This window comes from Alienimonas sp. DA493 (genome assembly GCF_043951915.1).
Taxonomy (GTDB): Bacteria; Planctomycetota; Planctomycetia; order Planctomycetales; family Planctomycetaceae; genus Alienimonas.
Map to the genome: position 1 here is coordinate 12,241 of NZ_JBINJD010000015.1, position 20,377 is coordinate 32,617.

Below are 20,377 nucleotides of genomic sequence, written 5' to 3' on the forward strand. Positions count from 1 at the left end.
GCAACGGCCGCCGTTGGAATCGGCCGTTCGCTCGCCCGTCCGCCCCGGAGTCGCCGTGTTTCGCCCCGCCCTGCTGTTCGCGTTTCTGCTCGCCCCCGGGGCGGTCGCGGCGGAGGCCCCGCCGAACGTCGTCCTCATCATCGCTGACGATTTAGGCGACGGGGACCTCGGCTGCCAGGGGCACCCGCACCTCCGCACGCCGAATATCGACCGGCTGGCCGCGGAGGGCGTGCAGTTCACGAACGCCGTGCTGACGATCAGTTCGTGCAGCCCGAGCCGGGCCAGCCTGCTGACCGGCAAATACCCGCACGAAACCGACGCCGAACAACTCCACTGGCCCCTGCCCGGCCGCAACGAAACCTTCAGCGAACGCCTCAAAGCCGCCGGCTACTTCACCGCGGCGGTCGGCAAGTGGCACCTTGGTAATGAAGTGAAGGACCGGTTCGATCTGGTCGTCGAAGCCGGCTCCGGCGGCTTCGTGCTGCCCACCGGTTCGGACGGCCAGCCGCTGGAAATGACGGCCGGAAAGAACCCCAGCGGCTGCGCCGATTGGGTCCCGGTCTTGGAGAACCGCCCGCGGAACAAACCGTTCTTCATGTGGTTCGCCGCCCTCGACCCGCACCGCGACTACGCCGCGGACACGATCCCGAACCCCTACGACGCCGCCGATGCGGTCGTCCCGCCCTTCCTGCCGGACGTCTACGGCACGCGGAACGATCTCGCGAATTATATGGACGAGGTGACCCGGCTGGACGGCTACGTCGGCGACGTGCTGGCGGAACTGGACCGGCAGGGCGTCGCGGAGAACACGCTGGTGCTCTTTATGAGCGACAACGGCCGCCCCTTCCCGCGGTGCAAAACGACGCTCTACGACAGCGGCGTGAAGACCCCGCTGCTCGCCCGCCTGCCAAGCGTGACGCCGGCGGGGGCGACCTGCGAGCGTCTGGTCAGCAGCGTGGACGTCTCCGCGACGATCCTCGACCTCTGCGACGCCGGCCCGCTGAAAGACGGCCGCGGCGAGAGTTTTCTGCCGCTGTTGAAGAACCCGAACAGTGAGCCGATCCGCGAGTTCGCCTTCTCCGAAAAGAACTGGCACGACTACGACGCCAGCCAGCGGTCGGTCCGCACGACGGCGTTTAAATACATCCGCAACCTCGCCCCGGAGTTGCCGAACACCCCGCCGGCCGACGCCGTCCGCAGCCCCACGTTCCGGGCGATGCAAAACCTGCGGCCGTCGCTCCCCCCGGAGCAGGCCGCGATCTTCACCCCCGGCCCCGCCGAAGAGCTGTACGACCTGCGGGAGGACCCGCACGAATTAACCAACCTCGCCGCCGACCCCCGCCACGCCGACGTGCTGACCGACCTGCGGACGGCCCTGGATGAGTGGACCGAGGAGACCGCCGACCCCCGCCCGCCGCTCCGCAGCCCGGACGAGTTTGACCGCGAAACCGGCAACCCCAAGCCCCCCCGCCAACGCCCCCGGCCGAGCAAGGCGGAGATGTTTCCGAAGTAAACTTTAAGCATCATGGGATGGTTCATCTCCGACGCCATCAGGCGAACATCGAAGTTCTGTGATTGGGTAGAGTCCTTCACTTATGGACCTGTCGCCCACTGACCGCCGATGCAATCGAACCCTCCAGTTCGTCCTTTCGAGTTCTCTGAACGCCTCCGCCCGACAGAGACATTCAAGTAAGTCATGACCATCCCCGATCGGCACTCCGTATTCGTACGCCCAGTGTTCGCCGGATGACGCAAAGTGCACTTCGTTAAGGAACTCACGAATCGCATTCAAGGCAGCTTCAATCTGAGCCCTTGCAGTTCCTTCCAAGGCGCGGTGATTCGGGTCGGTATTCTCTGCAAAGTCTAAATGCGCAGCCCAACGGTTTCGATGTTGCCTAAGCGGTCGACAGGCCTTGTCGACCTTACTTAAACCGTCTTCCGGCACCAATCGGTCGAGACCGTGTTCCCGTAGAAGGAACGTGATCTTCTCTAACGTCAGATTCTGCTTTCGGTTTGTTTTCGGTCCAGTCTCGGCCGGATCGGTGAGGCGACAGATTTCGATAACCGTGTAGTCTAGCCAAAGCCTTTGCAGATTCCCAAAGAACGCACTTGCGGAGGCGTTCATCAGCTCGAGTGCCCCGTCTGTGTCGGCGTACAACTGCCTATACATGTTCCAGCGCTCGTGTAGAGCAGCAGTCTGGAACGAGACATTTACGAAGGGCTCGCGAACTTCGTCAGGCAGCTCCATAGGACACAGTTCCGTCTGCTAGAACAGTTAGGCTTACAAATCGGGAATGCCGGACAGACAGTATTGGACGCAGGCCGGTTCGCAGCAACTCGGGTTTGAACTCGTATCGCTCACCCCCACCCCGGCTCGGCGATCCCGCTGCGGTCCACGGCCCAGGGCCGCCACAGGACCGCCAGCGGGGCGACGGTGATGTCGCTTTTGCGAGGGGCGATCGTTTTGGACGTCAGTTCCAGATTGCGGGGGTTGAGTTTCTCCTCCAACGCGGCGACCTCCGCGGCAAGTTCTTCCTCAATGGCGGCGAGATGCTCCTCCCGCTCGTCGACCAGCTCCCGGGCCTCGCCCACGTCGTCCGCTTGATCGCTGGCCCGGCCGAGGCTTCGCATGCCGGTGGAGGCCCGGCGGACGTTCGTGCTGCTCAATAACTTCCGGCCGAACAACGCCCCCAGCAGCGAACCGCCCAGGCTGAGGTAACTGTCCTGCTTCGCCCGGTCGGCCTGCTCCTGTTCGCGGGCCACGCGGCGGCGGGCGGTGGCGATCATCCGCTCCGCCGAGCGGATTTTCGTGGCGTATTTGCGGCGGAGCTTTTCCACCTCCCGATCTCGATGCTCCCGGGCCGCCTGGGTCAGGCGGACGCGGAAGTCTCGTTCGTCCTCGTTCGGCTCGCTGACCTCGTTCAACTCCCGGCATTGATAGATCGTCAGCCGCCGTTCGCGGTACAGGTGCTCCTTCAACTTGCCCTGCCAGGATTCGTAATTTTTCGCCCCGGCGAGATCCGCGGGGGCCGGGGCGAACTCGACCCGCGACGGGTCGTAGTGCCGGTCCAGCGGGCCCGGGGCGCCGGCGGGGACGTTTTCCAGGCCGTCGTCCCACGGGTCGGCGGGGATCGAACCGCGGAGCGGCGTGCAGACGCTCACCTCCCGCCACTCGTCCAGATGATAGGTCGTGCTGACGTAGTGCAGCCGCGCCGTGCCGTACAGCGCCGGCCGCAGCACGGTGCGGCTGCCGGTGGGCACGCGGTCGGCCGGCAGGGCCAATTCCTCCACGCCCGCGGGCAGCACCGGCCGGGCGTGTTGGGCGGCGGCGGGGGCGGCGGGTTCGTCCCTGTTAATGCCGAGGCCCCGCGGGGCCTCGGCGTGACGGGCCTTCTTCTCCTTCATTAATTCGCCGATCTGCCCGCGGGTCAGGGGGCCGGCGAGGTAGCTGAGGACCCAGCGGGTCGTGAGGAACGCCGGGCCGTCGTCGTGAACGTTGTTGACGACGAACTGCCGACTTTTCAGCCCGGCGAGGGCCTCGTCCATGCGAGCGTGGTCGAAGCGCGCCCCGGCCTGCAGGCTGGCGCCCTCCAGACCTTCGAGCACCCGCATTTTGTCCCGCTCCGTCTGGAGCCGGCCGAGGAACCAGGTGCCGGCGTTCGAGAGGGCTTTATAATCCACGTCGACCGGGTTCTGGGTCGCCAGCACGAGGCCCACGCCGTAGGCCCGGGCCTGTTTGAGCAGGGTGAGAAACAGCCGTTTCGTCGGCGGCTCCCCGATCGGCGGGAGGTAGCCGAACACCTCGTCCATATACAGCAGCGCCCGCAAACTGCCGGTGCCCTTCTGCTGACGGGTCCAGGTGAGAAATTCGCCCAACAGCAGGGTGACGAAGAACATCCGCTCCGCCTCCGACAGGTGGGCGATCGATAAAATGCTGATCCGCGGCCGGCCGTCGGCGGTATAGAGCAGCGAGTCGATCGTCAGCGGCTCCCCCTTCAACCAGCCGGCGAAGGTGGGCGAGGCGAGCAGGTTGTTCACCCGCATCGCCAGGCCGGTGCGGTCTTTGCGGGGATAGAACGATTCGAGATCGAACACCCCCACGCGGTCGAACGGCGGATCGGCGATGCGGCGGATCAATTCCGGCAGGCTCAGGTCCTCCCCGCCCCGCCAGGCGTGATCGAGCAAGTTGGCCAGCAGAATATGATCCCGGCTGGCGACCGGGTCCGGGTCCAGCCCGATCAGCGAGAGCAGCCCCGCGGCGCTGGCGGAGACCTTCTCCCGGAACGCCTCCGCGTCCTGCCGCACGGCCTCCGGCGGGGCGGCGAAGGATTTTAAGACCGTGATCGGCACGCCGGCGTCGCTGCCGGGGGTGTAGATCGTGACCTCGGCGCTGCGTTTGTAGAGGCCGACTCGCTCCGGGTCCTGATCCCACTCCGCCAGGCCCTCTCGCCAGCGCTGGGCCGTGCTGGCGGCGTACTCGTCCGGCGTTTCCCCGGCGGCGACCGCGGCGGAGGCGTCCACCCAGGGGCGGAAGTCGCTCGATTTTAAATCCGGGAAAGCGAGGGCGAGGTTCCCCAGATCGCCTTTCGGGTCGATGCAGAGCGCCGGCACGCCGTCGATCGCCGCTTCCTCCAACAGGCTCAGGCAGAGGCCGGTCTTGCCGGAGCCGGTCATGCCGACGACGACGGCGTGCGTCGTCAGGTCGCGGGAGTCGTACAGATAATAGTCCTCGCCCGTCTTCCCGGTGGCGGGGTCGTGCTCCCGGCCGAGATAAAATTGGCCGAGCGTCTCGTAGGCGGGCAGCGAGGACATGAAACGGGGACGACGAAAGAGGCGACGACGGATCGCCGTACGATCCTCGCCCCCGCGCCGAACGCAACCCTCCCCGCCGGCCTACGGCGACTCGCGGCGGAGCAGCCGGACGGAGCGGCCCGGGAAGTCGGAGAACAGCCCGGTCGCTCCGGCGTCGATCAGAGCGGCGTGCAGGGCGGCGAAGCCGGCCTCGCCGCTCTGGCCGGCGGGCATCGCGTCGAACCGGGCGGTCCAGGGGTGCACCGCCAGCCCGGCGGCCCGGGCCCGCTCCGCCAGGCCGGTCGAGCGGTAGGCGCCGTCCTCCCACCGCACCACCGCCGGCCAGGCCGGGCCGAGGCCGTCGCAGACGGCGGCGATCTCCGCCCACTCCGCTTCGCTCGCCGGCGCCGAACCGGTGAGGTACACGAGGTTCAATTCGCTCTCCAACTCGTTCCGCACCCGCTTTAATTCATCCAGATCGAAGCACTGGAGGAAGCAACGGTCTTCGCGGGTCGTATAACCGCGTTCCGCCAGCGTCTTGAGGACGGCGGCGGCGAGGTCCTGCCCGGCGGCGGCGTGCTCCGCGGGACGTTTCAATTCGGGGTAGACGCCCACGTTGCGGCCGGAGGCGGCGTTCAGGCCGGCAATCAGGTCCAGTTCCTCCGCCAGCGTGGGCACCTCGAAGGCGCCGGTGTGCGGGGGGAAGCGGTTCGGGAAGACGGCCCGGCCGGTGCGGGGGTCGAAGCGCTCGGAGACCCGCAGCGTTTTGATCTCGGCGAGGGTGAAGTCGAGGGCCGAATAGCGGCGGCCCGGGGGGGCGTCCGCGGCCCGGTCCGGGAAGGCCTCGGCGACGTTCGTGGTGGCGTCCAGATGCAAGTCGTGCAGCACGATCGGCACGCCGTCGCGGGTCAGCACGACGTCCTGTTCAATATAATCCGCCCCCAGCGCGTGAGCGGCGGCGACCGCCTGCGTGGTGTGCTCCGGCAACAGCCCGCTGGCGCCGCGGTGGGCGATCACGATCGGCGCCGGAACGGGGCGAACCTCAGCGAAGGCCGGGGTCAGACAGACGGCGAGCAGGACGGGGGCGAACACGGTGCGGGCGTCGGGGGCGAGGCGGGGGGACCGAACGGCGCCGCACGGTATCCTCATGCGGCTCGTCCTGCGTGAATCCCCGGTGAAGTTCGCCCCCGCCCCGTCCGATGCCGTTCGTCGATCTCTCCCACCCGATCCGCCCCGGGATGCCGGCCTATCCCGGCGACGACCCGCCGACCTTCCAGCCGGCGGCCGACTACCAGCCGGACGGCTACCGCGAGCGGGAGGTGACGATGCTTTCGCACACCGGCACGCATCTGGACGCCCCCGCCCACATGCTGCCGGAGGCCCGCCCGCTGGACGGGTTCCCGATCGAACACTTCCTCGGCCCGGCCTGCGTGCTGGACGTGACCGACCTGCCCCCGGGGGCGACCATCGGGACCGATCTGCTGACGGAAATCGCCGAGCCGCTGAAGGAGGCCGCGTTCCTGCTGATCCGCACCGGCCGGGCGGCGGAGTGGGGGGAGCGGTCCTACTTCAACGAAATCCCCGTGCTCGCCTCGCCGGCGGCGAAGCGGTTGGCGAAGCTGGCCGAATCGAACGGCGGCCGCCTGCGGGGCGTGGGACTGGACGTGTGCAGCCCGGACCCGGTGGGGGCGGTCCGCTTTCCGATCCACCACATCCTGCTGGAGGCCGGGCTGCTGATCGTGGAGAACTTGGCGGACCTCTCGGCGCTGCCGGCGAGCGGGTTCACCTTCGCCTGCCCCCCGCTCCCCCTCGCCGACGCCGACGGCGCCCCCTGCCGGGCCTGGGCGCAGTGGTAAGAGCGGCCGGTCACTTCTCCGGCGGCCGGACGAACCGGGCGCACCACCCGAGCCCAGCGAGGATCAGGGCCAGCACGGCCCCGCCGGCCAGCGAGAGTTGCAGCACGAGTAACCCCGCCCCGACCCACCACGGCCCCCCGGTTCGCGCCAGGTCCACGCCGTAAAACGCCGCCAGCCCCACCGTCCCGCAGGCCCCGAGCAACAGCACGCCGCACGCCCCGACGATCCAGAGGAACGCGTTCGTCTCGGCCGACAGCACGATCCCGACGACGACGAACGCCAGAACCGGCCCGAACCCGATCATCCCGAGTTCCAGCCACCAATCGGGCGACCCCGGCCCAACCGGCCCGCCGTTGGAGAGCAGCAGCGCGAGCATCGCGGCGGCCATCGTCAGCCCGGGGACGCCCGCCGCCGTGAGGGGGCGGCGAACGACGAAGGAGGCTACGGGGTCGTCGTCGGGTTCGGCCGTCACGCCGTTATCCTAACGCCGTCGCTCACCGTCCGGCGTGCAGGACGCCGGAGCCCAGCAGCGTGGCGACGTGGGCCGTCAGCAGCGGGCCGGGGGCGCTGGGGCGGTCGGCGGAGAGCCGGGCCGTCAGGCTGACCGGGCTGACGCCGCCGGGGCCCAGCGAGGCGAGGTGGTCCAGCAGCACGGTGCGGTCGCCGCTCATCATCAGGTGCACCCAGGCCCAGCTTTCGGCGTAGTCCTGCCGGGAGAGGGCGGCGAAGTCGTCCATCGCCTCCAGCCGGGCCAGGTCCGGCCGCCAGCCGTTCGCCACGGCCCGGGCCAGCAGCTCCGGGTAGTCGCCGTTGATCGCCCCCGGCGTCGGGGTTTCGAAGTACTCCGCCAGCCCCTCGTCCAACCACAGCGGGACGCCGGGCAGGCTGGCGTGCAGCAGGCCGTGGACGGTTTCGTGCCGGAGGTCCTCCGCGGTGCGGTCGCCAAGGTAGGCGTACACGTGCAACGCCGTGCCCGTCCCCACGAAGTAGGCCCGCCGCGGCGGCAGGCCGGGGTGACGGTATTCGAGGAACGCCCGGTAGGCCGGTTCGTCAGCGAACAGGAAGACCGTCACGTCCTTCGTCGCCTCCGGCAGGTCGAGGGCGGCGGTGACGTCCTGCCGCAGCCGGCGGAGGTCGGCGATCAGCGGGTCGTCGTCGGCGAGTTCCGAATCGCTTTTGACGATCAGGTTCTCCACCCGCACGGAATGCCGCGACGGCGTGGGCGGGCCGGTCAGCGGGGCGAGCCCGGCGGAGGCGAATCCGGTCGCCTCATCCGCCCCGCCGGTGAAGCTCGCGCAGCCGCTGCCGAGTGCCGCACAACAGAGCAGCCCGAGGGCCGCGAGGCGGGAGCGGGCGGCGGGAGGAGAGGCGACGCGCATCAGGCGGCCCGCTGCCGGAGGGGGACGGGAACGGCGGGCGGATGGAAGGTCGGCACCGGCGCCGCCTCGTCGCGGCCGGCGGGCCGCAGGTCGGCGGGGTTCGCCAGCATGACGGCGCCCTCGTCGTCGAGCTGAAAATCCTCAGCCCGCGGGCCGTCGAGCGTGTACCCGCAGGCCCGCAGCCGTTCACACAGCCGAGCGGCCTCGTCGCGTCGCTCCGGAGACGGGTCGAACGGACGGCCGGCGGCGAGCGCCAGCAGGCCGGCGTGGCGTTCCTGCTGGCAGAGCAGCGGCTCCGCGGCCGGCACGCCCCGCCGCCGCAGCGCGTGGCCGACCTCCCACCCGTCCCGTACCGCCTGCGGCGACCGCCGCACGAGCCGCACCGCCCGCCCGTCGATCTCCATCGGCCCCTGCCCGGTCGCGGCGAGCAGCCGAGCGGCCTCCTCGTCGGTCAGGTCGGCGACGCAGCGGGTCTCGGCGTCGAACATCCGCATCCCCCGACAGCCCCGCCGCCAGTGGCGGTCGCGGCGGGCGTGCCGCTGCCGCGATTCGGTCTCCCGCACGTTCTCCACGAGCCTCGCCCACGCCCGCCAATCGCCCAGCAGCGCCGGGGGATCCGCCCCCGTCGCCTCGCCCAACGCCGCCCGATGAGCCGTGAGGAACCGCAGGCGGTCGGCGGGAGAACTCTCGCCGGCCACCCCGTGGGCCAGCATCCCCAGCGACGCGGCGATGCGGCCCCGCCGCCCCGGCCAGCCGCGGCGGAGGTGCAGCGGGGAAAGATCGATCAGCACCGGTTCCGGCTCGGTTCCGGTCAGGGCGAAGCCGTCGGCGGTCGGTTCGAGACCCTTCAAAAACAGGTTGCCGGGGTGCAGATCGCCCGGGAACAGCCCCGCGGCGTGCAGTTTGGCGACGGCCCCGGCGACCGCGACCGTTACCGCCCGCCGCACGTCCGGGCTGAGCCGGTCCGCGACGGCGAGCGCCTCCGGCAGCGGCACGGCCGGTTCGACCGAGGCGGTGATCAGCGCCCGGGCCGGGCCGCGACGGCCGCGGGGGCCGGCGTCGAACCCGTCGAGCCGCAGCGGCTCGGCATTCCAGGCGAACCGCCCGGCCAACAGCGGGGCGGCCGTCGCCACTCCCGCCGCGGCGACCCGCATCGCCGCCCGGGCCTCTCGGAACGGCCGCCCGGGATCGACCAACGCCCGCAGTCCGCCGCCCCGCCCTCCGGCGGCGATTTTGAGATACGCGATCCGGTCCGCCCCGTCCGCCCCCGGTTCCAACCGCACCCGCCAAACAGTGCGGTGCCGCGACCGCTTCACGGGTTCCAGCCGTCCCTCCTCCCGCCACCGCGCCAGCGGCGGGCCGTCCGGGCCGAGCAGCGCCTCCTTCCACCCCTCCGCGACCCGCCACACGCCCGCCGCGTCCCGGACCGGCCGCAGCCCGTCCGCGGGGCCGGCGGGGAGCGGCTGGGCGGACATGGGGCGAGGGAAACCGCGAAGCGACGGGATCGAACCGCCGGACGGAGCCGCCCGGACGTGGGAACCCGTCATCCTCACACAGCGTCGCCGAAATCGACAAGGGCGATTCGCGCGCGGCGGTCCGCCCCCCCGGGTGTCGGCGGGCGGGGGCCGTCTACAGTCCCGCATGCCCGCCCGTCCCGCCCCCGCCGCCGGAGAACCCGCCGCCGGAGAACCCGCCGCCGGAGAACCCGCCGCCGGCGGGATCGCCGTGGTGGGGGCCGGGTTGGCCGGGTTGGCCTGCGCCCGCGCGCTGCACGCCGCGGGGCGGATCGTGACGGTGTTCGACAAGGGCCGCGGCGTCGGCGGCCGGGCCTGCACGCGGCGGGAGGAACCGGGCTCCGGCGCCGCCCTGCCGTTCGATCACGGGGCGCAGTACTTCACCGTCAAAGACGACCGTTTCGCCCCACACGTGGACGACTGGCGGGCCGAGGGCGTGGTCGCCCCGTGGACCGGCCGCCTCGCCGCGGTGGAGGGCGACCGGTTCGAGGTGAAGGAGACGCCCGGTCTGCTGGTCGGCGTGCCGACGATGAACGCCCTGCCCCGCCGCCTTGCCGAGGGGCTGACGGTTCACGCCGACCGCCGCGTGACGGCCCTGGAGCGAACCGGCGCCGGCTGGACGCTGCACGTCGAGGCGGGACCGCCGGCCGGGGCGTTTGCGCAGGTTCTCGTCACCGCCCCGGCCCCGCAGACGGCGGCGTTGCTCGACGGTCACACCGACCTGACCGCGACGGTGCGACGGGCGGAACATCAGGCCTGCTGGGCGGCTCTGTTGGCCTTCGACGCCGCCCCGGAACTTCCCTTCGACGGAGCTTTCCTGAACGACGACCGCCTGCCGGACGGGACCCCGAACCCGCTGGCGTGGGCGGCCCGGGAGGCCTCCAAGCCCGGCCGGCCGCCGTCGCCGGAGCGGTGGACGCTGCACGCCAAAGCCGACTGGTCCGACGCGAACGTCGACCGCGACCCCGCGGCCGTGGCGCCGGAGTTAATCGCGGCCTTCACGGCCCTCGTTCAGAACGCGACCGGCGAGACGCTGCCGGCCCCGACGTTTCAATCCGCCCACCGCTGGCGGTTCGCCCACGTCAAAACCGCGGCGCTGATCGACGGGGCGGGCGAATGCCTGTACGACCCCGCCGCCGGGCTGGGCGCCGCGGGGGACTGGTGCGTGGGCGGCCGGGTCGAGGGGGCGTTCCTCTCCGGCCTGGCGCTGGCGGAACGGGCGGCGGCCTGACCGGCGAACCCTCGGCGGGCGCGCATCGAGCTTCAACCACTTGCGGGACGAACCCGCATTGAACCGGCGGGGCTTTTCCCGCGGGGAGATCTCCGCGAGGGCGTTCCCCCGGGGGGGAGGTGAGCGGCCCTCCGGCACGGCGCGACCTTCTCCCCGAGCGAATTCTTCCGTCGCCCGTCAAACTCTTTTCCGTTGGAAGAGCGGCCCGGCGAATCGTCGCCGCACGGCCGTCGCACGTCGCCCGGTTTGAGCGGGCGGCGGATTTCGTCCCCTTCGTGTTGCAGTTCAAAGGAGATCCTGATGAGAAGCGCTCAACGGCTTTTAATCGCCGCCGCCGCGACCCTGGCCCTCGCGTTCGCGGCCCCGACCGCGTCCGCCCAGTACGGGTACTACGGTTACGGCTCGCCCTTCGGCTTCGGCTACGACGCCTCGTACGGCTATAACCCCGGCGGCTTCGGCTACGGCTTCGGCGGGTACGGCTACGGCGACTACGGCTATCAGGATTACGGCTACTACGGCGACGGGAACTACGACCTCGGCGACTATTACGGCCCCGACTACGACGATTCTTACGCCGACTCCTATTACGGCTCGTACTACGACGGCGTCGGCGACTACGGCGAATACGCCGACAACTACGGCGAGTACTACGACGACGACTACGGATTCGGCGAATACGAAGACGGCTACGGCGCTTACGCCTACGACTCGTATTACAGCGACGACGCCTTCGACGACGACGGCCTGTTCGACGAGTGGTACGACGACGACGAGTATGAAGAGGTCCGCGAGACCCGCCGCGAACTGCGGGAAGAACGACTCGAGTTGCGTGAGGAACGCCGCGAGGCCGTCGAAGAGGCCCTCGACGACTGAACCGCCCGCCCCGCCAATATCTCCCACCGTACGACAGGAATCCTTATGAAGACTCCCAAATTCACCCTCTCCGCCGCCGCCCTCGCCGTCGCCGTCGGCTCCGCCCCCCTGCTGAACGCCCAGGAGCGGCCGACACGCCGGCAGAACGTCGACCGTCCCAATCGCGTCGAGCGTTTTGATGGCGTCCAGCGTCCTGACCGCGACCGCACCGACCGTGCCGACCGCGACCGGAGCCGATCCGGCGAGCGAATGCGACGCGGCGGGCCGATGCAGGCCGACCGCACCGCGCAGCGGAACGCCGCTCTGCTCAAGCCGACCGGCTTTATCAGCGCCGGCGCCGACTACGACGGCGACGGCCGGATCGACGCCGTCGAAACGATCTACGCCCTCGACTACGTCGCCGCCCGCGACGCCAGCCGGCAGCGGATGGACCGGATGAACCGGCGCCCCCGCAAGGTCGACGGCGAACTGACGAACCTGATGGAAGTCGAACTGCCCGGCTACGGCGGACCGCATATGGTCGGCCGCGTGAAGACGGATCGCGGCTCCGTCGCCAAGGTGGACTTCGGTCCCGTCGCCCAGGTCGAAGCGCTGAAGTTGACCGAAGGCGACCCCGTCGACGTGGAAGGCCGCCGCGGCCGGATTAACGACCGCGCCATGCTGCTGGCCACCAAGGTGACCAGCGACGGCAAGACCGTGCAGATCGACCGCCCCAAGCCCTCCGGCCTCCGCCGCGTCAAAGGCGAGGTGACCGGCCTGAAGACCCGGCAGTTCCGCGGCCAGACCGGCGAGTCCGTCGTCGCCGAAATGCGGCTGGTCAGCGGCCGCGAAGTGACCGCGAACCTTGGCCCGCAGCGGGCGCTCGCCTCGCTGAACATCGAGCAGGGCGACGAGGTCTCCCTGATCGCCCGCCCCGGCTCGATCAACGACGAGCCCGCCCTGATCGCCTCCCGCGTCTACAGCGACGGCCAGTCCGTCTACACCGACGCCCGCGGCCAGAAGGAACGGCGGAACATGAACGACGACCGCCGGAACTGATCCCCGGCCCCTTCGTCCGATGTCCACGCGACCCCGGCCCCCCGGCCGGGGTCGTTTCTTATAAATCGACTGAGAATTCGTCGGGCTACCGCTTCCAACGAAACCAGACGCCGAACGCCTGCTTCGCCGTCGGCGTCAGCTTTCGGCGATTGTAGGCGTCGCCGAGCTTCCGGACCGCCTCCGCCTCCGTGGGATAGGGATAAATCGTCGAGGCGAACTTCGACAGCCCCACGCCGTGCGTCATCGCGAGGCTGAATTGGGAAATCAAATTTCCGGCGGACTCGCCCACGATCGTGGCCCCGACGATCCGGTCCGTGCCCTTCTTGAGATGCACCCGGGCGAACCCGGGCGGGTCGCCGGTCGGGCTCTCCAGCACGGCCCGGTCCACCTCGGCGAAGGGTTGTTCCAAGGTGTCGAGCTCGACGCCCCGCTCCTGCGCCCGCTGCGGCGTCAGGCCGACGTGGGCCAGTTCGGGGGAGGTGTAGGTGCACCACGGGATCACCAGTTCGCTTGCCTTCGCCCCGCCGATCAGCGGCACGCGGGGGGCCACCGCGTTGCGGATCAGCGTGCGGGCCTGAAAATCCGCGGCGTGAGTGAATTTGAGTTTGCTGCACACGTCCCCCGCGGCGTAGACCCGCGGATTGGAGGTTTTTAAATTGTCGTCCACCTCCACGCCGGTTTTCAGGTCGTACTTCACCCCGGCGGCCTCCAGTCCGAGGCCGTCCACGTTCGGCTGACGGCCGACGCCGACGAGGAGCGCCGCCGCCGTGACGCTCCCCCCGTCTTTTAGGTGCACCGTTTTGCCGTCGGCGGTCGCTTCGACGCGGGCGGCCTCGCTGTCGGTGCGGATCGTCACGCCGTCGCGTTCCAGCGCCGCCCGCACCACGGCGGCGGCGTCCGGGTCGTCGTGGGGAAGCAACCGGGAGCCGCGTTGAACCAGCGTCACCCGCGAGCCGAACCGGGCGAAGCACTGGGCCAGTTCGCAACCGATCGGCCCGCCGCCCAGCACGATCAGGCTCTCCGGTAATTCGGTGAGGCTGAACACGGTTTCGTTGGTGAGGTAGCCGGCCTCCTCCAACCCCTCGATCGGCGGGGCCGCGGCCCGGGCGCCGGTGCAAATCGCGGCTTTGGCGAACGTTAATTCCCGCTTCGCTCCGTCGTCGCCAACGACCGTGAGCGAGTCGGCCCCCGTGAAGGTCGCCTCGCCGAGATACACGTCCGCCCCGTATTGATCGCGAAATTTCGCGGCGCTGTCCGCGGGACTGATGCCCGCCCGTATTGAACGCAGCCGTTCCATAATTTGCGGGAAGTCGATCGTATAATTCTCGACGTGCACCCCGAACCCGCCGGCGTCCCGCACCTCCGCGACGCAGCGGGCGCTGCGGATCAGGGCTTTGCTGGGCACGCAGCCGACGTTCAGGCAATCGCCGCCCATGAGGCCGCGTTCGATCAACGCCGTCTTCGCCCCCAGCGACGCAGCGATGCCGGCCGTCACCAGCCCCGCGGTCCCGGCGCCGACGATCACCACGTTATACCGGCCGTCCGGTGTGGGGTTCGTCCAATCCGTCGGGCGCACCCGGCTTTGCAGCAGGCGGTTGTGCTCGTCGAGCGGCTGAAGGGCGGCGAGGGCGGACATGACGGCGGCCTCAGCGGTTCAGGGCGGTTGCGAAGGAGGGCGCTGAGAAGCGGTTTCAAAACCGTAAGCAACACCAACCCGAAGCGTCAGCGAGGCCTGCCGCCCCGCGGGGGCGGGCGGCGCCCGCGGCCCTCGCTGACGATTCGGGCTGGTACTGAAACAGCATTCTCACTCGGCGGCCGGGGGCGACTCGGGGCGAAACCTCTTCAACAGGAAGCGGGCCGCCCACGGGAGCGCCGCCAGCAGGGCGAACGCGAGGAGCGGGCCGGGCCAAAGCAGTTCGAAGAGGTTCTGCTCCGCGATCTCCCGCACCCCGGGCAATTGGGAACCGACGAATACGAACGCCGCCGTGCCCGGCAGCATGCCGAGTTGGCTCACCCACCAATAGGTCCGCACGCGGATCGGCGTGAGGCCCATGCCGACGTTGACCAGCCAGAACGGCGCCGCGGGGATGAGGCGGAGGGCGAATAAATAAAACGGCCCCTCCCGCTTCAGGCTCTCGTCGAACTTCGCCACCCGGTCGGGGAAGCGCCGCCGGATCGCGTCGCCGAGAAAAAAGCGACTCGCCAGAAACGACAGCGTCGCCGCGGCGGTGGAGCCGAAGGAGACGACCAGCAGGCCCAGCCCCATCCCCAGCCAGGGGCCGTAGACCAGCCGAAAATACCAGCCGATCGCGAGGGTGAGGAACGACGCGATCGGCAGGATCGCCCCGACGGTATATCCCCCCCAGGCGACCCACGGCAGGAGGAACGGACGGGCCCGGCCCCAACCGACCAGGGCCGATTGCCGGCTTTCGATCAGGTCGGCGACGCGCTCCTTTTCCAACCGGTCGCCGTAGGCCCAATACAACCCCGCCGCGGCCGCCGTCAGAATCGCGAGCGCCGCCGGCTTCGCCCAGGCCCGGCGGCGAGGGGCGGCCCCCGGCGTCACAGGATCGCCCCCGTGCAGCCGCTGCCGGCCCCGGCCGTGCAGCCGAAGCAGTGCGCCCCGGTGACGACCGGCCGATTCAAGACCGCTTCCAACAACTCCGCCGGCGGGGCGTCGTGTATATTGCGGACCCGCCGATCCGCCAGCGGGAGGGAGAGCATCTGATTAAAATCGCAGTCGGAGAGAGCCCCGTCCCAGTTCACGCTGAGCGTCGTGCGGCACATCACCCCGGCGACGGCGGCGGGATTGAAGGCGGCCGTCAGCTTCTCCATGTATTCGCCGTAGCGGCCGGTCTCCAGCAGGTGATCGAGGAACCGCGAGATCGGCATATTCGTGATCGTGAACAGCCGGGTGAACCGGACGCCGAAGTCCTCTTTTAAACGGGCCTGATAGTCCGCTTCCAAAGCGCCCTGCGGGGGCGGCAGCGAGGGACCGACGGGGTTGTAGACCAGCGTGAGCGGCAGCGCCGGGTCGATCCCGTACCCCAATTCGTTCAGCAACCGAAGGGCGGCGACGCTCTTCATAAACGCGCCGTCGCCGCGCTGGGCGTCGCAGTTCTCAGCCGTGTAGCAGGGCAGCGAGGCGACGATCTCCACGCCGCGTTCGGCGAGAAACGCCGGCAGGTCCTCGTACCCCTTCGCCGTCAAAATGGTGAGGTTGCAGCGGTCGATCACGTGCCGGCCGAGGTCCCGAGCGGTCTGCACGAGTCGGCGGAAGTGCGGGTTCATCTCCGGGGCCCCGCCGGTGAGGTCCAGCGTGCCGGCGCCGGAGACCTTCAATAACTCCAACACCGCGTCGGCGGTGGCGGCGGACATATTTTCCGCCTTGCGGTCCGGGCCGGCGTCCACGTGGCAGTGGGCGCAGGTCATGTTGCACAATTTGCCGACGTTCACCTGCAGGGTGTCCAGCGAGGCGGCCGTCAGCGGCGGCAGGCCGGCGTCGGCGAGGGCGGCGGCGAAGTCCGCGGCCGGACCGGGCGGTTCGTCGTCGGACGCCCCGGCGGGCCGCGGCGGGGGGCCGGAGAGCACCCGCAACTGGGCCGCGGGGTCGGCCAGGGCGTGCCCGCGGCGGGCGAGCGTCTTCACCCGCGGCGACGACGGGACCCGCGGGGGCGATTGGGCCAACGGGGCACGCGGCAAACGGGGAACGGTCGGTTCGGGTCACCGTAGTCTCGCCGGCGGGGTCGTCAACGGAGGCGTCGCTCCGGGTTCGCCGGGGTGCGATCGGACTCCGGGGGCGGAAGCGAACGTCCCGGGTCGCTAGACTGACCAAGGTTCGCCGCCTCGTCCTGCCCGTTCCTCCCCCGCTCCGTCGCCGTGTCGCCGTTGAACTTCGCCTGCCCGATCCTGGCGTTTGCGGGGCCGGTGGACCTGGAGGGCGTCGAAAGTACGGACAGCCCGGTTCTGCTGATCGTCTACCTGTGCGTGGCGATCGGGTTCAGCTTCCTGTGCAGCATCGCCGAGGCGGTGCTGCTGTCGGTCACGCCCAGCTATATCGCCCAACTGCGGGACCGGGAGGCGAAGGGGGCGGAGACGCTGACCCGCCTGAAGAAAAACGTGGACCGCCCGCTGGCGGCGATTCTCAGTTTGAACACCATCGCCCACACCGTGGGAGCCGCCGGCGTGGGGGCCGAATCGGCGGCGTACTTCGGCAGCCAGTACGTCGGCGCCACCAGCGCCGTGCTCACCCTGCTGATCCTCGTGCTGTCCGAGATCATTCCCAAGACGATCGGCGCCACCTATTGGCGGGCGCTGGCCCCGACGATGGGCACGTTCGTCAGTTGGCTGATCTGGGCGATGTATCCGCTGGTGTTGCTCTCGGACGGGCTGGCCAAGTTGATCTCCCCGGGAGGCACGCACGGGGTCGTCACGCGGGAGGAGATCGCCGCGATGGCCACGCTCGGCGCCCAGAGCGGCAATCTTGAGAAATCCGAGAGCCGCATTTTCGCCAACCTGCTGCGGTTTCGCGAACTGACCGCCGCCGACGTGATGACGCCCCGCACCGTGGTCATCGCCTTCCCGCAGGACCTCACCGCGGACGAACTGTTCGAGCGGAACCCGGAGATCCCCGTCTCCCGGTTGCCGATCTATAAAGACAAGTTGGACGAGGTGACCGGGTTCGTCCATCGCAACGATCTGCTGCTCGCCCGGGCCCGGGGCGAGGGAGGCAAACGGCTGTCCGAGTTCCGCCGCGACCTGACCACCGTGCGGGACGAGGCGACGCTGTCGGAACTGTCCGATCTGCTGCTGGGCGGCGGGTCGCACATCGCCGCGGTCACGGACCGCTTCGGCGGGCTGGACGGGGTCGTCACGCTCGAGGACCTGATCGAAACGCTGTTGGGCCTGGAAATCGTGGACGAGCACGACGCCGCCCCGGACATGCAGAAGCTCGCCCGCCGCAAGTGGGAGCAGCGGGCCAAACGGCTGGGCATCGTGCTGTCGAACGACGCCGCTCCGGCGGGCTCCGCGGCCCCGGGCGATCCGACCGTCGAGAGCCCCCCCTCGGAGGAGCCGCCGGCCGACGACGCCGTCGTCGAACCCCAGCCGGTGTAAGTCCGCATCGGCGACCGGTTCGGTACCAGCCCGGAGCGCAAGCTTCGGCCGTCCGTCGTCCGGTTGCCGGCCGATGCTTGCGCATCGGGCTGGTATGAACTTAGACCGCCGCCCAGGTGCCCCGCCATTCGCCGTCCCCCCAGTGAAACTGGGCCCGACGGTGGCCGGCGTGATGAAGGTGCAGCCAGTCCAGCGTGTCCACCGCGGTGCGCAACACGGCGAACTGGGCCCGACCGGGTTCGCTTTCGGCCGGCGTGGGGTTCCGCTTGCGGACGGCCGCGGGCAGGTTCGGCTCCGGGGCGGCGGTCGGCAGGCCGGGGACGTGCGGGGCGAGGTAGCAGCGGCGGGCCGAGGGCTTGGTGGCCGCCCAGGCGGCGTCGACCATCGTGCCGTCCGTCTGAACCTCCGCGGTCCCGCTCGCCCGCACCTGGAGCTTGGCCCGCGGATCATAGAACGTCCAGGCGACGCGAGGGTTGGCCCGCACCTCCGCGACCTTCGGCCCCAGCGCGTCCGTGTGGCAACCGATCACGCCGCCCCCGTCGGAGCCCCCGTCGCGGCCGGTGTGAAGATCCGGGCCGCGTCGGGCATGCCGCAGCACGACCTTCCGGGCGGACGGCTCCAAGCCGTGCGGCCCCTGACGGATCGTGGCCAGCACGGGAATGTGGAAGGCCGGCCGGGAGCGGGCCGCCGCGTCGCTGAGCCGCTCCCACAGGTCCGTGAGAATGCGGTCCAGATCGTCGGTGGGCGCCTCGCGATCCGAGGGGTACGGAGACTTCTCCGAGGGAGACGACGGGACGTCCGTGGTGGACTCGGCATGCGACATCGCCGTCGATCCTACCGAGCGAGCCGCGTGCGTCACGCCCTCTCTTTCCGCTCACCCCCCGTTCGTCGCGTCGGCGCGGGCGGGGCGGCGGGCGGATCACATCATCCCGCCGGCGTCGTAGCGGTCCGGCTGAGCGATCGTGGGGGCCGGCGGAGGCGGGGGATCCTCGGCGAACCCGCCGCCCAGCAGGTCGAACAGCCCCACCGCCGCCAACGCCGCCACGATCAAGCCCGCCGCGGCGGTGAGGAGCGGCTCCCAAGAGAGCGCCACCGGCCGCCCGACCGGCGGGGTCGGTTCGATCGGGGCCCGCGGGGCCAGCACGTGCGGCGGGGGCAGGCGACGGCTCACGTCCGCGGCGATCGCCGCCGCTTCCGCCGCGTGGATCGTCCCCCCGCAGGCCCGTCCGGCGTCCAGCAACAGCCCGGCCAGCGCCGCGGCCCCGAGCGTCACCCCGCGGGCCTCCAGACGGTCCCGCAGGCGCTCCCGGGCGGCGTCGAGCCGGCGCCGGAACGTGCCGAACGGCACCCCCAGTTCCTTCGCCGCCTCCTTCTGCGTGCGGCCCCGCAGGTGGCAGAGCACCACGGCGCCCCGTTCGGTCGGCGGCAGCGCGGCGAGCTCCTCCTCCAGGGCGTCCAGTTCCTCGTTCCGCTCCGCCCGGGCCGGCGCCGTCGCCCCCGACGCCCGCGGGGCGGAGGGCGAGCCGAACCGTTCCCGGGCGACGGTCCGCTCCCGGCGGCGGCGGGCCACGTCGCTGCGTTTCTCCTGCAACGTCGCGTTCACCGCCACCCGGTACAGCCACCCGCCCAGCGAGCGGTTCGGCCCCATGCGGTCGGCCAGCTTGGACGCGTTGCGGGCCAGCGAAAGAAAGGTCGCCTGCAGGGCGTCGTCGGCGTCCGCGGCCCCGCCCGGCCCGCGGATCGTGCGGCGCCCCGCCCCCGCCACCAGCGGGCCGTACCGTTCGACCAACTCGGCGAACGCCGCCTCGTCCCGACGCTCCGCGAACCGCACCAGCAGGGCCCGGTCAGACAGTTCGTGCAGCGCCCCGTCGGCGTCGGGCCGTCGGGAACCGGGGAGCCGGGCGGCGGGGGCGGCGATCATCGGCGGTTCTCCAGGCTCCGACTCGGCAACGGGACGCCAGCGTAACGCCGCCGGGGCCCCGGGGCGCTCACCGAATCCCGCAACCTCTTGGAACGCAATCCCCTGCGGCGACGGGTCGCGCCGGCCGGGGGGGCGCCGCTCAGAGCCAGCGGGCCGCCGCGACCGCCCCGGCGACCAGCAGCCCGCCGACCGCCAGCGCCGCCGCCGCGAAGGCTCCCCCGCCCGCCGTCGCCCCCGGGCGGTCGCCGTCGGCCTTCGCCCTCCGAAGCGTCAGCAGCCCATCGCTCCACTCCGCGAAAGCCGCCTCGTGCGCCGCGTCGTCGAGGGTGAGCCGGTAGGCGGTGCGGTCAGCCCTCCGCTTGGCCCGTTCGTCGTCCCGGGCCAGACCGCGGAGGGCGTCCCATTCGCCGGTCTCCCGGTTCTTCGCCCGCACCCGGAACCGAAACACCTGCACCCAACCGGGTCGCTGCACGGCGACCAGTTCCAGTTCCTCCACCTCGGCGCTGCGGCCGTAGTGGCCCTGCTCATCGAGCCACGCCCGCAGATCGTGCTCGAGGATCTTGTTGCCGATGAGGGGCATGGAGATATGGGATTGCGGACTTGGGGTGTCGGATGGGCAAGCGCCGCATCACGGTGCGGATTCGCTCCCATCCCGAATC

18 protein-coding genes are annotated in these 20,377 nt (G+C 70.6%); 6 read left to right on the plus strand and 12 right to left on the minus strand.

Annotation, left to right across the window (positions count from 1 at the left end):
* Positions 1-55: 55 nt before the first annotated feature.
* On the plus strand, positions 56-1,513 hold the full coding sequence (locus ACG2DA_RS03885) for a sulfatase (RefSeq protein WP_395254156.1): 1,458 nt from the start codon (positions 56-58) through the stop codon (positions 1,511-1,513).
* 3 nt (positions 1,514-1,516) lie between these two features.
* Here ACG2DA_RS03885 and ACG2DA_RS03890 read toward each other — a convergent pair whose 3' ends face one another.
* The 3 genes from ACG2DA_RS03890 to ACG2DA_RS03900 all read right to left on the minus strand — a co-directional run bounded on the left by ACG2DA_RS03890 (position 1,517) and on the right by ACG2DA_RS03900 (position 5,883).
* Positions 1,517-2,248, minus strand: a complete 732-nt coding sequence (locus ACG2DA_RS03890) for a hypothetical protein (protein ID WP_395254157.1) — start codon at positions 2,246-2,248, stop codon at positions 1,517-1,519.
* A gap of 110 nt (positions 2,249-2,358) precedes the next feature.
* Positions 2,359-4,812: an ATP-binding protein gene (locus ACG2DA_RS03895; protein WP_395254158.1), complete on the minus strand. Its 2,454-nt coding sequence runs from the start codon at positions 4,810-4,812 to the stop codon at positions 2,359-2,361.
* A gap of 81 nt (positions 4,813-4,893) precedes the next feature.
* Complete coding sequence (locus ACG2DA_RS03900; RefSeq protein ID WP_395254159.1) at positions 4,894-5,883, minus strand: glycerophosphodiester phosphodiesterase family protein; 990 nt, start codon at positions 5,881-5,883, stop codon at positions 4,894-4,896.
* A gap of 107 nt (positions 5,884-5,990) precedes the next feature.
* Here ACG2DA_RS03900 and ACG2DA_RS03905 point away from each other — a divergent pair, with 107 nt between their 5' ends.
* On the plus strand, positions 5,991-6,647 hold the full coding sequence (locus tag ACG2DA_RS03905; RefSeq protein ID WP_395254160.1) for a cyclase family protein: 657 nt from the start codon (positions 5,991-5,993) through the stop codon (positions 6,645-6,647).
* A gap of 10 nt (positions 6,648-6,657) precedes the next feature.
* Here the strand turns inward: ACG2DA_RS03905 and ACG2DA_RS03910 are convergent, their stop codons facing one another.
* The 3 genes from ACG2DA_RS03910 to ACG2DA_RS03920 are packed head-to-tail and all read right to left on the minus strand — an operon-like array spanning position 6,658 to position 9,501.
* Positions 6,658-7,119: a hypothetical protein gene (locus tag ACG2DA_RS03910; RefSeq protein ID WP_395254161.1), complete on the minus strand. Its 462-nt coding sequence runs from the start codon at positions 7,117-7,119 to the stop codon at positions 6,658-6,660.
* A gap of 22 nt (positions 7,120-7,141) precedes the next feature.
* On the minus strand, positions 7,142-8,026 hold the full coding sequence (locus ACG2DA_RS03915) for a hypothetical protein (RefSeq protein ID WP_395254162.1): 885 nt from the start codon (positions 8,024-8,026) through the stop codon (positions 7,142-7,144).
* Positions 8,026-9,501, minus strand: coding sequence for a lipopolysaccharide kinase InaA family protein (locus ACG2DA_RS03920; protein WP_395254163.1), 1,476 nt, complete (start codon positions 9,499-9,501; stop codon positions 8,026-8,028). Before ACG2DA_RS03920 ends, ACG2DA_RS03915 begins: the two co-directional genes overlap by 1 nt.
* Positions 9,502-9,667: 166 nt before the next feature.
* On the opposite strand from ACG2DA_RS03920, the gene ACG2DA_RS03925 reads away from it, so the two are divergent.
* From ACG2DA_RS03925 to ACG2DA_RS03935, 3 genes are all read left to right on the plus strand, one after another.
* Positions 9,668-10,771, plus strand: a complete 1,104-nt coding sequence (locus ACG2DA_RS03925; RefSeq protein WP_395254164.1) for an NAD(P)/FAD-dependent oxidoreductase — start codon at positions 9,668-9,670, stop codon at positions 10,769-10,771.
* Between the two features lie 300 nt (positions 10,772-11,071).
* Entirely contained in the window at positions 11,072-11,644 is a 573-nt protein-coding gene (locus tag ACG2DA_RS03930; protein ID WP_395254165.1) for a hypothetical protein, read from the plus strand.
* Between the two features lie 45 nt (positions 11,645-11,689).
* Positions 11,690-12,682: a hypothetical protein gene (locus ACG2DA_RS03935; protein ID WP_395254166.1), complete on the plus strand. Its 993-nt coding sequence runs from the start codon at positions 11,690-11,692 to the stop codon at positions 12,680-12,682.
* An 85-nt stretch (positions 12,683-12,767) separates the two neighbouring features.
* Here the strand turns inward: ACG2DA_RS03935 and ACG2DA_RS03940 are convergent, their stop codons facing one another.
* The 3 genes from ACG2DA_RS03940 to arsS all read right to left on the minus strand — a co-directional run bounded on the left by ACG2DA_RS03940 (position 12,768) and on the right by arsS (position 16,330).
* Positions 12,768-14,318, minus strand: coding sequence for a mercuric reductase (locus ACG2DA_RS03940; protein WP_395254167.1), 1,551 nt, complete (start codon positions 14,316-14,318; stop codon positions 12,768-12,770).
* 168 nt (positions 14,319-14,486) lie between these two features.
* Complete coding sequence (locus ACG2DA_RS03945; RefSeq protein WP_395254168.1) at positions 14,487-15,248, minus strand: TVP38/TMEM64 family protein; 762 nt, start codon at positions 15,246-15,248, stop codon at positions 14,487-14,489.
* Positions 15,245-16,330 carry an arsenosugar biosynthesis radical SAM (seleno)protein ArsS gene (gene arsS, locus ACG2DA_RS03950; protein WP_395254169.1) on the minus strand — a complete coding sequence of 362 codons (1,086 nt, stop codon included), beginning with the start codon at positions 16,328-16,330 and terminating at the stop codon, positions 15,245-15,247. The genes ACG2DA_RS03945 and arsS overlap by 4 nt, the downstream gene beginning before the upstream one ends.
* A gap of 231 nt (positions 16,331-16,561) precedes the next feature.
* Here arsS and ACG2DA_RS03955 point away from each other — a divergent pair, with 231 nt between their 5' ends.
* Positions 16,562-17,797 carry a CNNM domain-containing protein gene (locus ACG2DA_RS03955; protein ID WP_395254170.1) on the plus strand — a complete coding sequence of 412 codons (1,236 nt, stop codon included), beginning with the start codon at positions 16,562-16,564 and terminating at the stop codon, positions 17,795-17,797.
* A 100-nt stretch (positions 17,798-17,897) separates the two neighbouring features.
* Here ACG2DA_RS03955 and ACG2DA_RS03960 read toward each other — a convergent pair whose 3' ends face one another.
* The 3 genes from ACG2DA_RS03960 to ACG2DA_RS03970 form a co-directional block, all read right to left on the minus strand.
* Positions 17,898-18,620, minus strand: coding sequence for a pyridoxamine 5'-phosphate oxidase family protein (locus ACG2DA_RS03960; protein ID WP_395254171.1), 723 nt, complete (start codon positions 18,618-18,620; stop codon positions 17,898-17,900).
* Between the two features lie 96 nt (positions 18,621-18,716).
* A complete protein-coding gene (locus ACG2DA_RS03965) occupies positions 18,717-19,718 on the minus strand; it encodes an RNA polymerase sigma factor (RefSeq protein ID WP_395254172.1) in 1,002 nt (333 codons plus the stop codon).
* A gap of 139 nt (positions 19,719-19,857) precedes the next feature.
* Positions 19,858-20,298, minus strand: a complete 441-nt coding sequence (locus ACG2DA_RS03970) for a hypothetical protein (RefSeq protein WP_395254173.1) — start codon at positions 20,296-20,298, stop codon at positions 19,858-19,860.
* Positions 20,299-20,377: the final 79 nt, after the last annotated feature.